Origin of the sequence: Arsenophonus symbiont of Ornithomya chloropus (genome assembly GCF_964026495.1) — a bacterium.
Classification (GTDB): domain Bacteria; phylum Pseudomonadota; class Gammaproteobacteria; order Enterobacterales; family Enterobacteriaceae; genus Arsenophonus.
Genome location: NZ_OZ032148.1, coordinates 445,359 through 461,998, shown reverse-complemented (window position 1 = coordinate 461,998; position 16,640 = coordinate 445,359). Strand labels below are relative to the sequence as shown.

General features: G+C 24.2%; 10 protein-coding genes. 4 read left to right on the top strand and 6 right to left on the bottom strand.

The window, feature by feature from the left end; translation table 11 throughout:
• Positions 1-168: 168 nt before the first annotated feature.
• Genes lolE through lolC form a run of 3 tightly spaced genes read right to left on the bottom strand, consistent with a single transcriptional unit; the run spans position 169 to position 3,307 of the window.
• The gene (gene lolE, locus ABNS14_RS01690; RefSeq protein ID WP_348666641.1) at positions 169-1,407 is read right to left on the bottom strand and encodes a lipoprotein-releasing ABC transporter permease subunit LolE; all 1,239 of its coding nucleotides are present in this window, start codon (positions 1,405-1,407) and stop codon (positions 169-171) included.
• Between the two features lie 3 nt (positions 1,408-1,410).
• Positions 1,411-2,112: a lipoprotein-releasing ABC transporter ATP-binding protein LolD gene (gene lolD / locus ABNS14_RS01685; RefSeq protein ID WP_348666640.1), complete on the bottom strand. Its 702-nt coding sequence runs from the start codon at positions 2,110-2,112 to the stop codon at positions 1,411-1,413.
• Entirely contained in the window at positions 2,105-3,307 is a 1,203-nt protein-coding gene (gene lolC / locus ABNS14_RS01680; protein WP_348666639.1) for a lipoprotein-releasing ABC transporter permease subunit LolC, read from the bottom strand. The genes lolD and lolC overlap by 8 nt, the downstream gene beginning before the upstream one ends.
• 1,331 nt (positions 3,308-4,638) lie before the next feature.
• Here lolC and ABNS14_RS03485 point away from each other — a divergent pair.
• Positions 4,639-4,785: a hypothetical protein gene (locus ABNS14_RS03485; protein WP_431603650.1), complete on the top strand. Its 147-nt coding sequence runs from the start codon at positions 4,639-4,641 to the stop codon at positions 4,783-4,785.
• A gap of 3 nt (positions 4,786-4,788) precedes the next feature.
• On the top strand, positions 4,789-6,867 hold the full coding sequence (mfd, locus tag ABNS14_RS01675) for a transcription-repair coupling factor (protein ID WP_348666638.1): 2,079 nt from the start codon (positions 4,789-4,791) through the stop codon (positions 6,865-6,867).
• A gap of 58 nt (positions 6,868-6,925) precedes the next feature.
• Here mfd and ABNS14_RS01670 read toward each other — a convergent pair whose 3' ends face one another.
• On the bottom strand, positions 6,926-8,242 hold the full coding sequence (locus tag ABNS14_RS01670; RefSeq protein WP_348666655.1) for an NAD(P)/FAD-dependent oxidoreductase: 1,317 nt from the start codon (positions 8,240-8,242) through the stop codon (positions 6,926-6,928).
• Positions 8,243-9,574: 1,332 nt separating this feature from the next.
• On the opposite strand from ABNS14_RS01670, the gene sthA reads away from it, so the two are divergent.
• Complete coding sequence (gene sthA / locus ABNS14_RS01665; RefSeq protein WP_348666637.1) at positions 9,575-10,978, top strand: Si-specific NAD(P)(+) transhydrogenase; 1,404 nt, start codon at positions 9,575-9,577, stop codon at positions 10,976-10,978.
• Between the two features lie 536 nt (positions 10,979-11,514).
• The gene (gene glnA, locus ABNS14_RS01660) at positions 11,515-12,924 is read left to right on the top strand and encodes a glutamate--ammonia ligase (protein ID WP_348666636.1); all 1,410 of its coding nucleotides are present in this window, start codon (positions 11,515-11,517) and stop codon (positions 12,922-12,924) included.
• A gap of 298 nt (positions 12,925-13,222) precedes the next feature.
• On the opposite strand, the gene pgmB is transcribed toward glnA, so the two are convergent.
• Positions 13,223-13,873: a beta-phosphoglucomutase gene (pgmB, locus tag ABNS14_RS01655; RefSeq protein ID WP_348666635.1), complete on the bottom strand. Its 651-nt coding sequence runs from the start codon at positions 13,871-13,873 to the stop codon at positions 13,223-13,225.
• The gene (locus ABNS14_RS01650) at positions 13,870-16,599 is read right to left on the bottom strand and encodes a glycoside hydrolase family 65 protein (protein ID WP_348666634.1); all 2,730 of its coding nucleotides are present in this window, start codon (positions 16,597-16,599) and stop codon (positions 13,870-13,872) included. Before ABNS14_RS01650 ends, pgmB begins: the two co-directional genes overlap by 4 nt.
• Between the last annotated feature and the right edge of the window lie 41 nt (positions 16,600-16,640).

Below are 16,640 nucleotides of genomic sequence, written 5' to 3'. Positions count from 1 at the left end.
TCTAAAATAATCTAGTTATTTTATAAATTAATTTTATATCAGTATTATTGATAATAAATATTTTTATTATATATTTTTTCTAATTAAAAAATATAATTATATATCTTTTATTTCTAATTATTTTTTTACTTGAAAATATTTATAATCATAAAATCAAAAATAAAATTATTATTTACTTAAAATTCTTGCAGGAGCTACTTTAGTTGCCTGATTTGCTGGATACCAACTAGCTAATAAACTTAAAATCAATGTTGTCAAAATTATAAAAAATATATCTTTAGTATAAAGTATAGATGGTAAAAAATTAATAAAGTAGACCTCATCGGACAAAAAAGAATAATGAAAAATATTTTCTATACATTTAATGATAGACGTTAAATTTAATGATATTATAATGCCAATTAATGTACCAATAAAACAACTAAACATTCCTACAAGTAACCCATAATATAAAAAAATATTACGAATAAGACTACTATTAGCACCAAAAGTTCTTAATATAGCAATATTTACATTTTTATCTTTTACTGCCATTACTAATGTAGATACAATATTAAAAGAAGCAACACTGATAATTAGTATCATAATAAGATATATAATACCTCTCACCATTTGAATATCACTATACATATAACCATAGTCTTTTATCCAACTTTTAATAAAGACATAATTACTAACATTAATCGCTGCATTATAAATAATGCTATTTGCAGAAAAAACATCAGCAACATTTATTTGAAAACCAGTAATACCATTATCATATCCTAAATATTTTTGTGCATCTTCTAAAGGAAGAATTGCCAATTGATTATCTAACATACCATTTAAACTAAATATCCCAATTATAATTACAGAAATTTGATAAGGATGATTAATACTTAATTTATTATTAGACATAATTATATTAATATGATCGCCAGTGGAAACTTTTAATTTTTTTGCAACACCACTCCCTAAAATAATGTGATGATTACTAGGTTTAAATTTTTTCCACGCATTATTAAGAACAAAATTAGGTAATGTACTTACTGAAGATTCTAAAAATAGATCAACACCAATCATTTGAATTGCTTTTACAACAGTATTTTTTTCTAGTAATCCTGCAAAAGTGATATAAGGTGAAACACCAATAATATCTGGAGTATTTTTTATTTTTCTAAAATCAGATTTCCAATTTAAATAAGGCTCATTAACTGCAATTATTTGGCCATGAGACATAACAGATAAGATACGATTTTTTAATTCATATTCAAAACCATTCATTACACTAAACCCAATAATTAAAACCACAACACCAAACACAATACCAAGCATAGAAATTATAGATATTACTGATACTAAACTAGATTTTTTTTTTCCTTTATAAAAACGAAGTGCAATTTTAAAAGTAAGCAATAAATCTGCCATTTATTACACTCCAATAAAAGTGGAACATTCTTTTAAATATCCATCATGTATTTTTAAATGACGAATTAAACGACCAGCTAATCTTAAATCATGTGTGACTATTAAAAATGCAGTATCTTTTTTTTTATTAAGTTCCATTAATAACTCAAGAATAATATTGGCGTTGTATAAATCTAAATTACCTGTAGGTTCATCTGCCAAAACCAAAGAAGGTTCATTAACTATGGCACGAGCAATGACAACACGTTGTTTTTCTCCACCTGATAATTCTGAAGAGTAATAATTTGTTCGATGACTTAATCCTACTGATTCTAAAATTGCGTAAGCTTTCTTTTTAGCTTCTATATAAGTCATGCCAGCAATTAATAATGGCATCATTACATTTTCTAAAGCATTAAAATCTGATAAGAGATGATGAAATTGATAAACAAAACCTAATTCTTTGTTACGTAATTCAGCCCTTTGTTGATTTGATAATAAACTCATTTTTTTATTATTAAAAATAACATCACCACTAGTTGGTATATCTAATCCACCTAATAAATGCAATAATGTACTTTTACCAGAACCTGAATTACCCAGAATTGCTATCATTTCTTTTCTAGCAACAGAAAAAGAAATATTTTTGATAACATTAGTTATAATTTTTCCGTCTTGATAAGATTTATAAAGATTTTTACAAATTAATAATGGAGCATTATGCATAACGTAAAGCCTCAGTAGGTTGAATAGTAACTGCACGATAAGCAGGATAAAGTGTTGCCAATAATGCAATTATTATTGAAAATAAGCTAATTGACATAATAGATATAAAATCAACAAAAATCTTTAATTCTATATTTTTATCTAATAAACCTAACATAGGCATTATGATATTAAGATTATTGGTAATAAATAAACCTAACAATATTCCAATTATCGTACCAAAAATTCCTACTCCTATTCCTTGAAGCATAAAAATAGCTATAATTTTAATATGTTTTAATCCTAATATCTGAAAAATAGCAATTTCAAGCTGTTTTTGCATAACTAATAATGAAAGTGAGGTAATAATATTAAAAGCAGCTAAAATAATAATAAGACTTAATAACAAAATCATAATATTTTTTTCCATTTTGACTGCATGAAAAAAATCGCCTTTTCTTTCTCTCCAATCCTTCCATATCATATCTTTTAGTAATTTTTTTTTACTTAAAATATCAACCATCAAAGGTTTTTTCAGATAAAGACGCCAACCAGTAATATTACCAATAGGATAATGCATTAATCTTGCTGCATCTTCTAAATTTACTAATATTTCAGTACTATCAGCTTCATATTGTGTTGAAAAAAATCCTGCTACTGTAAACAAACGTTGACTGGGCATTCTACCAATCAATGTAAATTGAGTAACAGAAGGTACAATTAATCTCAATTGATCTCCAGGTTGTACTTTTAATTTTTCAGCTAATTTTATTCCTAAAATAACATTATAGCTACTTGATTTTAGTACTTTAGGATCAAGATTTTGTAAATGCTTGAATAAAGGATCACTTAACTTTTCATCTGTTCCAATCATTACAGAAATAGCAACATTTTCTTTACTTTGCAAAATTACATCACTTTCAACAATTGAAGTAATACGATCAATTTCTTTTAAATGTTTTATTTTTTTTACTGAATATTTTTCTGGATTGATATTACCTTGAGATGTTGTTAAAATAACTTGTGGCATATAAGCTAAAATATTGTTTTGCCATGCACGTTCAGCACCATTCATCACAGATGTAACTATTATTAAAGACATAACACCTAATGCAATTCCAATGATAGATAAAATCAAAATAAATTGAGAAAATCGATCACCTTTACGTTTAAACATATAACGTAAGCCAACAAAATATATAATAAATTGTAACATGAAATATAATTGACCTCTGTTATAAATAAAAATAAAATATTTGACAAAAAATTAAGCATTACGCAATACTAATAACATAAAGTTTTACAAACTTTACATTTAATTGTTTATTTTATCTTTTGTGCTTTTAAAAAATATTTCATGGATCTGTTATAAATAAAATAAATATTTTAATTTTTATTAATATAAATTTATTGATTTTTATGAAGAAAAATATCATTATCAAATTTCTAAAAAATAAAATGGAATTTATTTTTTATTGTTTTTAGTGTAGATTAAAAGATATTTCTGCTATTAAATAGTGTGAATATTATAATCTTAATAAAAAAATATTTTTTTCTAAATTATAAAAACTATATATCATAATTTTCAATTATATAAAAAATATTCATAATAATTACATATAAAAATATTTACCTAATATCATAATATTTAACTAAATCAAAAAATTTTTTCAAAAATTATATCATCTGTACTAGATATCAATTTTTAAAAAAGTTATTCTTTATTTCTATTAATATATTAATAGAAATAATATGCTTATTAATTTTTCAAAGATACTTATTAATATTTCAAAAAAATATACATTACTTATTATTAAAATCAGTATTTAAATAATTAATGTAAATGATAAACTTAATAAAAAAGTTTTTAAAAATCAAAAAGTATATCATTATTATGAACATAAAAAACTTATAATATTTCACTTTTACTCGTTCTTCTACAAAAAGCACTCACTTATTGGATTAATATTCTAAAAATACCTAAAAATTTTTTTAAAATAAGCAATTCAGAATATATGAAATGAAATAATTTACTGTATTAATAATTTATAATTTTACTAAAGATAAATAAAAAATAAATTGTCATTTAAATCATAAAAAACTTGACAATAAAATCCAATTCAATGTATATATAAAAATCGAAAAATAGCATTTTAGTAATAAATATTTAATTTTTTAAAAAAATTATTATCTTTCTTATGTGCCTATTACCCCCATAAAACTTTCTTAAAAAAAATGTATCAATCTCTTTTAATAAGGTTAAAATAAATTAATAAGGTTAAAATAAATATGTACCAGCTATATAAAAATAAAAAAATTAATTACTTAAATCATGCTTATAAAAAAAATTTATAACAAAAAAATCTAACAAAATCAGAAAATACTAATCTATCCTATATAGATTTATTTAATATAAATATTGATTTCAATAATCAAATACCATTTTATAAACTATATAATTTTATCAAAAAATTTTCTGAAAAAATTATATTTTTTATAGAAAGTTTATTAGAAAGTGAATACTTTAAAAACTTTTAGCAGAAAGAAATAGATATTCAACCCACCGAAATTAAAAATATAAACGAAATTTATATATCAGATTTTTATATTATAGTTAATACAATAAAAAATAATTTTAGTAATCAAGATAAAAAAATAGCTGTAATTTATAAACACGATATATTCGGTAAATAAACAATGCAAAATAATATTAAAATACCTCAAATCATTCATACTGATATTGTTGATTATGATATTTCAGAATTTACAATCGGGCAACCGTTAGTTCATATGCAACATGGTGTTGGAAGATATCAAGGTTTAACAATTTTAAAAACTGGAGATATCAAAAATGAATACTTAATACTGACTTATGCCAATGATGATTTACTTTATGTTCCTGTTTCATCATTAAATTTGATTAGTCATTATTATAATACAAATATTAGTAATGAAAATGCACCATTACATAAATTAGGTGGAAATGTTTGGATTAAAGCAAAAAAAAAAGCTATAAAAAAAATGCGCGATATAGCAGCAGAATTATTAGATATTCATGCACAACGCGCTATAAAACCTGGATTTGCCTTTAAATTTAATAAAATACAATATCAATTATTTTGCAAAAATTTTCCATTTAAAACAACAACTGATCAAGAAAAAGCAATTGAAAACGTTTTATCTGATATGAGTCAACCAATTGCTATGGATCGTTTAATTTGTGGTGATGTCGGATTTGGTAAAACTGAAGTTGCCATACGAGCAGCTTTTTTAGCAATAACTAATAATCTACAAGTTGCAGTATTAGTTCCAACAACTTTATTAGCTAAACAACACTTCGATAATTTTTCTGAACGTTTTTCAAAATGGTCAACACGAATTGAAATGTTATCACGCTTACAAAATAAAAAAAAACAAAAAGAAATCATCAATAAAATTACTAAAGGAGAAGTAGATATAGTAATTGGTACACATAAATTACTAAGAAATAACATTCATTGGCAAAAACTAGGATTATTAATAATTGACGAAGAACACCGTTTTGGCGTACGTCATAAAGAATTAATTCAAGCAATACAAAGAAATATTGATATATTAACATTAACTGCAACACCAATTCCCAGAACACTACACATAGCAATGAATGGTATGCGTGATTTATCTATTATTTCTACCCCTCCATCTTGGAGATTACCTATTAAAACATTTGTTTATCAATATAATGACTTGATTGTACGAAAAGCTATTTTACATGAAATTTTACGAGGTGGACAAGTTTATTATTTGTTTAATGATGTTAAAAATATAGAAAAAACAAAAGACCGATTAGCTAAATTAGTACCTGAAGCTACTTTTATTATTGGACATGGAAAGATGTCAAAAATAGATTTAGAACATACAATGATAGATTTTTATCATCATCGTTTTAATGTATTAATTTGTACTACAATTATTGAAATGGGAATTGATATTCCTAATGTAAACACTATAATCGTTGAACGTGCTGATTATTTCGGTCTAGCACAATTATATCAATTACGTGGAAGAGTAGGACGTTCTTATCATCAAGCTTATGCTTATTTTTTAATAACTGATCCTGAATTGATTACTGTTAACGCAAAAAAACGTTTTGAAGCAATTAAATTAGTTAAAGATCTTGGTTCCTGTTTTTCATTATCTACTCATGATTTAGAAATTAGAGGAGCAGGAGAATTACTTGGTGCAGAACAAAGTGGACATATTTTTACTATTGGATATACTTTTTATGTGAAACTTTTAAAAAATGTCATTAATAGTTTAAAAAATGGAAAAGAACCTTCTTTAGAAGAAATAAATAATCAAAAAACTGAAATTGAATTAAAAATACCTCTTTTCTTTCCAGAAAATTATATTCGAGATGTTAATATCAGATTATCATTTTATAAAAAAATAGCTAATGCTAAAACGGAAAAAGAATTAAATAAATTAAAAATTGAAATAATTTATCAATTCGGTCCTTTACCTCTTTTAGCAAAACAATTTATAGAATTTAGTGCAATTCGGATACAGGCTCATGATTTGGGTATCAAAAAAATAGAAGCAAACGAAAAAGGTGGATTTATCGAATTTCACAAAAAAAATAAAATAAACACGCATTATATTATTAAATTATTGGAAGATAAACCTGATACTTACCAATTAGATAGAAACAACAAATTAAAATTTATTTATCAAATATTTGATTATGATATAAGATTATCCTTCATAAAAAAATTAATAAATTTTTTAAATAACTAAAAAATTAATATTATTAATCAAATTTATTTTTTGCAACAAAAGCAACAAATACATACAATTAATATAATTTTAATTTTGGACGTATAATACGATTAATATTGTTTACTAAAATTATCAATCCAGTTTTTAAATAACCATGCAATACAATTTGATGCATGCGATATAATAAAATATACATTATACGAGCAATTCTACCTTTGATCATCATATTACTTCGCATTAAATTTCCCATTAAACTACCGATAGTAGCAAAATGAGATAATGAAATTAATGAACCATAATCTTTATATGTATAATCTTTTAATTCTTTACCTTGCATTAAAGCAAGAATATTCTTATAACATAAAGTTGCCATTTGATGAGCTGCTTGAGCACGAGGTGGTACAAATCCACCATCTTTTTTCGAACAACATGCACAATCACCAATTGCAAAAATAGAGTTATCTAAAGTTGTTTGTAATGTTGATTTCACAAACAATTGATTAATTTTATTAGTTTTTAATCCACCAATTTTTTGCATAAAATCTGGTGCTTTAATTCCAGCAACCCAAACCATTAGATCTGCGTCAATTTTTTTCCCTAATTGAGTATAAAATCCATCAGTATTTGCTTTCGTAACCATTGTTCTTGTTAAAATACATACACCTAATTTTTTTAACTCATTATGAACTATCGTAGAAATTCGAAGAGGTAATGCTGGTAATATCCGCTCTCCAGCTTCAATTAAAGTTACATTGAGTATATCTTTTTTAATTTTTTTTAAAAAACCACAATTAATTAATTGTTTTATAGTATTATACAGTTCAGCACATAATTCTACCCCAGTTGCACCACCTCCTACTATTACAACATTAATTATATTTTTCTTGTTGTTTACTTTTTTTTGATTTGTATAGTTAAAAAATAAATTAAGCATCTCACTATGAAATCGATGTGCTTCATCAGGATTATCTAAAAAAATACAATTTTCTTTTACACCATCGATAGAAAAATCATTAGAAACACTACCCAAAGCCATAACTAAAATATTAAAATCTAATTTTTTTTCAGAAATTAATGCTTTCCCTTTTTTATCATGTATTATTTCTAATGTAATAGTTTTCTTTTTACGATCAATATTTGTCAAAGAACCTAATTGAAAATGAAAGTAATGATTACTAGCATGTGCTAAATAACTGATGGCATCAACAGAATAATCTAAAGATCCGGCCGCTACTTCATGAAGCAGTGGTTTCCATAAATGACTTGGGTTACAATCTACCAATATAATTTCAGCTTTATTTTTTTTACCTAAAGTATTCCCTAATTTAGTTGCAAGTTCCAGTCCTCCCGCTCCACCACCTACAATTATGATTTTGATTTTTGGTGTCATTATAACTACCTATTTTAAAATATATTTTTATTTAATAATTTGATATGAAGATTTCATTAGTATGATTTTTAAATATTTTTTTAAAACTATCATGATTTTTTATTTGTATATTAAATAAATATAAATCATAAAAACTTTATTGATAAAAATTATATTTATTTAAAATATATTAAATTATTTAAAAAAATTTTTATATTATGTATATTAATTAAAATACATAATCTATTTTATTTTTATAGTGATTAAAATGCAATAATCATAATATTTATTATATCATAATTTAAAATATAATATTTGATATACAAAATTTTATAATTTATATATCAAATAATCGCATAATTCATCTATTAATCATAATTTTTATTATACAGAATATTTATCTTAACAAAATTATTTTTAATGAATAATTTTATTAAAATAATATAAAAATAAGTTATTCAAAAATCAATAAAAATAAATTTTTATTAACATACATATTTTTTTTAAAAAATCTAAATTGAAAATTACCTTAACTTAGTATCAAAATTAATATGCAAAATTTAAATAATAATTTTTATATATAGAAAATATTTTTTATTAAAAATAATTTAATAAAAATTGCTTAAAAAATTACAACCTTTAAAGAAATTACTTTAACAAATTTTGTGTTCTTGATTGCATATTTAAAATATTTTTTAAAGAATTGATATAAAATAACTATACTAGTTTAATAAAACTGTAATAGAATGATATTATAAGATATATTTTTTATTGCAAATAATCAGAAGTTTAATCTTTTTATTCTTATATCTTGCTAAAAATTTAAAATTAAAATTTAATAAATATATTTAACATTTAAAAAATTGTATTGTTAAAAAATTTTATAAAAAATATACGAATCATAATTCTATATTTTACATAAAAATTTTACATAGAAATTTAAAAAAATATTAATATTTAAATTACAAATTAATGCAATACACGATAAAAAGTTAATTTAAAATAGATAATTATTAGCTATAATTAACTCAAAAATATTTATGAAAAAATAAAAAAATAATATTTACTTCTCTAAATATTTTACATATAAGCGCTAAGATATAAAAAAACTATAAAATTAGAATTTAATTAGCATTTTATGAAAAATAAAAGCTAAGTAAAAAATATCATTTATAAAAAATACAGTTATGCTTTTGTTTTACTCTTAACTACTTATAATATTACTTGAGAATAATTTAATAGATCTTCTAAAAAAAATAAAAAACAAACGTCAAATGTTACATGATCAATATCACTATAACAAATTTCTAACAGAGTTATTTATGTATCTTTAAATAAATAATAGGTTATAAAACAATGTCACACATAAAATTTGATATGATTGTTATAGGTTCTGGTCCTGGAGGAGAGGGGACTGCAATGGGTTTAGTAAAAAAAGGAAAAAAAGTTGCAGTTATTGAGCGTTATCAAAAAATCGGTGGTGGCTGTACTCATTGGGGAACTATACCCTCAAAAGCACTAAGACACGCAGTCAGTAGAATTATTGAATTTAATCAAAATTCTTTATATAGTAATAAATCTAGCATTTTAAGATCTTCTTTTTTTGAAATTCTTAAACAAGCAGAAACTGTAATTAATAAACAAGTACAAATGAGACAAGGATTTTATGAAAGAAATGGTTGCAATATATTTATTGGTGAAGCTTCTTTCATTAATGAACATACGTTGAAAATTTCTTATGAAGATGGTTCTTACGATATTTTATATGGCGAAATCATAATTATTGCAACTGGTTCTCGACCTTATTGCCCACCTGATGTTGATTTTGAACATTCACGTATTTATAATAGCGATTCTATTTTAAATTTAAATAATGAACCGCGTCATGTTGTTATTTATGGTGCCGGCGTTATCGGTTGTGAATATGCTTCAATTTTTAGAGGATTAGGTGTTAAAGTTGATTTGATTAATACCCGTAATTATTTATTATCATTTTTAGATCAAGAAATGTCAGATGCTTTATCATACCATTTTTGGAATAATGGTATCGTTATTCGACACAATGAAGAATATGAAAAAATAGAAGGAAAAGAAGATGGTGTCATTATCCATCTTAAATCAGGGAAAAAAGTAAAAGCTGACTGTTTATTATATGCTAATGGGCGTACAGGAAATACAGATAATTTAAAACTAGAAAATATCCCTATCACTGTTGACAAAAGAAACTTAATCAAAGTAAATTTATCCTATTGTACAAATAATAAAAATATTTATGCTGTTGGTGACGTTATTGGATATCCCAGCTTAGCATCAGCTGCTTATAATCAAGGTCGTCTAGTTGCACGTAAAATTATAACTGGTAATCATAGTAGAAATATACATGTAATTAAAAATATCCCTACGGGGATATATACTATTCCTGAAATCAGTTCTATAGGACAAACCGAACAACAATTAACTAGCATGAAAATCCCTTATGAAGTTGGCCGAGTTCAATTTAAAGATTTAGCCAGAGCTCAAATAGCTGGAATGAATGTCGGAAGTTTAAAAATATTATTTCATCGTGAAACATTAAAAATATTAGGTATTCACTGTTTTGGTGAACGTGCAGCAGAAATTATTCATATTGGCCAAGCAATTATGGAACAAAAAAACAAAGGTAATACTATTGAATATTTTATTAATACTACTTTTAATTATCCAACAATGGCGGAAGCATTTCGTGTAGCTGCATTTAATGGCTTAAATCGTCTTTTTTAATTCATATTTTTTATCAATAAAAAATATAATTAATCAAACATGAAACATTAAAAAAACCATAAAAAATGCCGTATTTTTTGTGATAATTTTACAGAAAATAAAAATTCATAATGCAATTATGAAAGCATATCTTCTGATACAGAAATATTATTTAATAATCTTTTATGAAAATATTTTTTTATGAAGCATATACTATTTTATTTAAAAAATTACAATAAGATATCTTTATTCAAGATAAAAATTTTATATATTTTTATTACATAAATTATATTTTTTTATACATAGATGCTTATTTATTAAATAACCTAAAACAACATTTAATCAAAATAACAATAATTTATTATTAGTTTATGATATTTTTTGAAAAAAAAATATATATTATTAAAATAAAAAAAGTATTATTTCATTTATATTTATGCAACTGTTAAATTTTCTTAAAATATTTTTATCAAAAAATAGTATTATTTTTTACAAATAAAAAAATATATAGTATATATTATCTTGATTAAAAATAAAATTCCCATGGAGGGCATTTTATGTTTATTAAACATATTTTATCCATGATTCAAGAATATCATGTGAAATATATTGATTTACGTTTTACTGATACAAGGGGGAAAGAACAACATATTAGTATTCCTAGTCACCAAATTAATGAATTTTTTTTTGAAAAAGGTAAAATATTTGACGGATCAGCTATTGCAGGTTGGAAAGAAATTCATGAATCAGATATGATTCTTATGCCTGATCCAAAAACAGCAATATTAGATCCCTTTTTTAGCGATCCTACCCTAATTATTCGCTGCGATATTTTAGAACCAAATACAAATCAAGGTTATGAAAGAGATCCTCGTTCAATTTCTAAACGTGCAGAAAAATTTTTACGTAATAGTGGAATAGCAGATTTTGCAATCTTTGGAGCTGAACCTGAATTTTTTTTATTTGATGATATTCGTTTTCATAATAATATTTCTAGCGCTTATTATTGCATTGACGATATAGAAGCACCTTGGAATTCTGGTATATTTTATAAAAATGGCAATAAAGGTCATCGTCCAAAAATTAAAGGAGGTTATTTTCCTGTACCTCCTATTGATTCTGCACAAAATATGCGTTCAGCCATGTCTTGTACTATGGAAAAAATGGGATTAGTAGTTGAAGCACATCATCATGAAGTAGCCACTGCAGGTCAAAATGAAATCGCTACTCGTTTTAATAGTATGACAAAAAAAGCAGACGAAATACAAATATATAAATATGTAGTACATAATATTGCAGATTCTTTTGGTAAAACAGCAACATTTATGCCTAAACCTTTAATAGGTGATAATGGATCTGGAATGCATTGTCATATTTCATTAAAAAAAAATATTACTAATTTGTTTGCTGGTAATCAATATGGAGGACTTTCTGAAATAGCACTATATTATATTGGTGGGATTATTAAACATGCACATGCTTTAAATGCATTTACTAATCCAACAACAAATTCTTATAAACGTTTAGTACCTGGTTTTGAAGCACCAATAATTTTAAATTATTCCATACGTAATCGATCAGCTTCTATTCGAATTCCAATGGTTGACAATCCTTTAGAATCACGTATTGAAGTACGTTTTCCAGATCCAGCAGCTAATCCATATTTAGCTTTTTCTTCTCAACTTATGGCAGGTTTAGATGGAATAATCAATAAAATTCTTCCAGGTCAAGCAATCGAAAAAAACTTATATGAATTACCATTAGAAAAAGTCAAAAAAATTCCGAGTGTGGCTACCTCACTTGAAGTAGCATTAAATGCTTTAGATATAGATCGTCAATTTTTAAAACGTGATAGAGTTTTTACCGATGAAACAATTAATGCTTATATTAATTTATTAAAAGATGATGTCAAACGTATAAATATGGCACCTCATCCATTGGAGTTTGAATTATACTATAGTGTATAATTATAATTTCATATATTATATAATTATCAGTTTTATAAAATATTAAAAATATATATATTAAGATACATACAAAACAATATGTTGTTATATATAAAACTTATTTATATAAAATTTTTATATATCAAATCTATAAAAAAGTTATAAATTAATCTATGTTACTATATTATATTAATGTAATTAACATTATAACGTGTAATGATTTAAATATACTGATATAAAATCTTTAAATTTCTTATTTATTGTTTTATTGATTATAAATCAAAATTATTTGTTTTAAAAAAATATATTAATATCTTCCTTATATTCTTATAAGTTTTTTAAAATTAATTTCTTTAAAAGAATTCACTTGTAAACTAGCACCAATTAATTTTTTTTTTGGTGATATTCCTACAGAAAAAATATTTGCTTTATTTAAAGCCTCAATTCCTGCTTGTGAATCCTCAAAACCTACCGCTTCATCAGGCAACACATTAATCAAATTAGCAGCTGATAAAAAAATTTCTGGATCAGGCTTTCCTTTTGATAAAGAAAGCGGATCTACAATTACATCAAAATATTTTTTGATATTTAGTTTTTTTAAAATCATCCCAGCATTTTGAGAAGAAGAAGCTATAGCACAAAGAACTTTATGTTTATTAGCTGTTTTAATAAAAGATAATACACCTGGCAAAATATTTTTTTTTGTCAATTTCCATAATAATTTTATGTAAAAATCATTTTTTTTATTCATCAAAAACTGCTTTTCTTCATAAGAAAAAGTGTTCGCTTTATTACCATGCAGTAAAATTCTTTCTAGTGATTGACTTCTACTAATCCCTTTTAAGGTTTCATTAAACATTGAATCAAAACTAATATTAATTTCTTTCGCAAGATATTGCCAAGCTTTAAAGTGATAAAAAGCAGTATCAACAATAACTCCATCAAGATCGAAGATCATACCTTTTATCATGAAAATACCTCATTTTTATAATTAATATGCAGCATTTTATTAATAAAAATTTTATACTTTTGTGAACCTACTTGTATTTTAGTATTTTTATTAGAAATTACAGATAATTTGTTTTGAGTAATTAAAAATTTATAATTAACTCCTAAATGCCATACTTTAAATTGTATGTGTTGCCAATGTGGAGGTAATGAAGGATTAATTTTTAATAATGATTGCCGAATATCTACACCACCGTATGTCATAATTGTCATATTAAGAGTAGCTGCCATTACACCAGTATGAATTCCTTCTGATGTTGTACCCCCTTGAATATCTTGATAATCAGAAAACAAAGAATCTTTGTATAATTTCCAAGATAAAGCATGCAATTTGATATTTTCAGCTAACGCAGCATGAACAATACGAGATAAAGTTGATCCATGAGATGTACGAGGAAAGTAATAATTAAAATTTTTTTCTACATAATTATCAGGCATAGAATAATTCATACTTTTTAATATTTTTTTTACAACATCCTGACTAAAATTATTAAATATCATTAATAAATCTGCTTGTTTAGTAATTTTATAATTATCAGATAATTTTCCTTCAGCACGCAATATTCTATCTAAGCGATAAATATTACCATATTTATTCCTATATTTTTTCCAATCCATTTCTTCAAGCAAAAAATAACCGTCAAATTGTCCTATAATATTTTCATCATTAATGGATAAAACCAATTTTGTTTTTATATCTTTTATTTTTTTCCAAAAATATTTATCTATATGAACTTTATTAACAATATGGTTTAATTCTTTTTGAGAAAAAGATGAAACTATCATTTCAATTTGATTGAATAACCATGAAACCATCAAATTAGTATAAGCATTATCTTTTAAACCTGCTTTTTTATTACCTGCACTATATTCATGAAATTCATCTGGTCCCATTACACCATCAATATGGTATCGGTTGCTCTTATGATTCCATACTGCTTTGCTTATCCAAAACTTGGCAATTTCAATTAATAATTCAAAACCAAATTGAATCATAAACGATTTATCTGCAGTATTTAACCAATATAACCAAATATTATAAGCAATAGTCAATGAAATATGACATTGTAGATAACTATGATCAGGATCCCATTGTCCTGTTAATGGATTTATATGCAATGTTTGTGTTTGTTCAGTACCATCATGACCTGATTGCCAAGGAAACATAGCACCTTGATAACCTGCAATTTTTGCTGCATGTTTTGCTGCTGATAATCTTCTATAACGATACATAAGTAATTGACGAGCAGTTTCAGGAAAATGCATAATATAAAATGGCAAAATAAATATTTCATCCCAAAAAATATGTCCACGATAAGCTTCTCCATGTAAACCTCTAGCAGTGACAGAAACATCTAATTTATATTTTCCATTACTTAAAGGAGAACATGAAGATAACAAATGATAAGTATGTAAATGCAGTAATTTTTGTGTCATCATATCCCCAGAAATAACAATATCACTTTCATCCCAAAGTGTTTTCCAAGCGATCTGACTTTCTGCTAATTGTATAGAAAAATTAGGAAGCTCCCATAAAGTTACTTTTTCTAAATCTTGATCAAAAACAGTAGAAATAGCAATAGCTACATTTTTTTCTAAAGTATAGAATTTATTTTCTTGTGCAAAAAACACTATTTTTTGAACAATATTATTTTTATTGATTATGTTTTTGACATTATCAGAATCAAAAAAATCTCCATTAATTTCAGTAGAAATCCCAATACCTATTTCAGTTTGATTAGTTTGTGCTAATAAATAAGTTTTATGTTTATTGGCAATTAAATTTTTTATTGTATAATGATGACAATTAAGATATCGATAACGTTCAACACCATAATTAAAAGTTCCACCATCTGTTTTAGTGCAGATTGTTATTTTATCTGAAAAATTTAAAGGACAAAATTGGTATTCAATACTATAATGTGTCATCCGTGCCATATTAGTAAATTTTCTAGATTGTATTTTTATTTGACGTCCTTTTTCATCTTCAATTTGTAATTCACTAAATAATACCCCTGTCATAAAATCTAATCGCCGATAAAGAGAAAGAATATTAAAATCAGTAAGATTAAGAAATTTACTATTACCAATAGACAATGAAATATATTGTGCATTTGGAGCATTTACAAAATCTTCATTATGCACTTGATGTCCACTTATTTCAGAAATAGATTGATTATACAAACCTGCAAGATAAGTAGCTGGATAAGTATCATCACTGATGCTCATCTCTGGTAATGTACCACGCAAACCTACATATCCATTAGCTACTGTCAACAAAGATTCGGTGGTATATTCTGTTTTTCCTGAATGATATCCACAATAATCAATACTCCAAGTTATTCTGCGTTGTTTTTCTGCCAAAGCCATTCTTAAAGTTTCTTCACCATCATCTAATAAAATATTTTTTCTTATAAAAGGCACATTAAATATTTCTGAAAAACTTTTTTCCATATCAATAATATCTTCATTAGCAATTTTTATGCAAAAAATTGAATAATATGATAATAACTTTCCTTTTAATGTTCCACCTTGAATATTAGGAAAATCTAATTTAATCTGTTGAATTAATTTAAACAAATCTAACTTATTAATTCTTTCATAAATTATAGGATAAAATTTATAATTTATTTTAGTTTGATAAACCATTAACTCTTTTGCTTTAAAAGTAACATGCAAATAATTCATCTTTACAATTCACTATTTAAAATATATTTATTAAATAATCC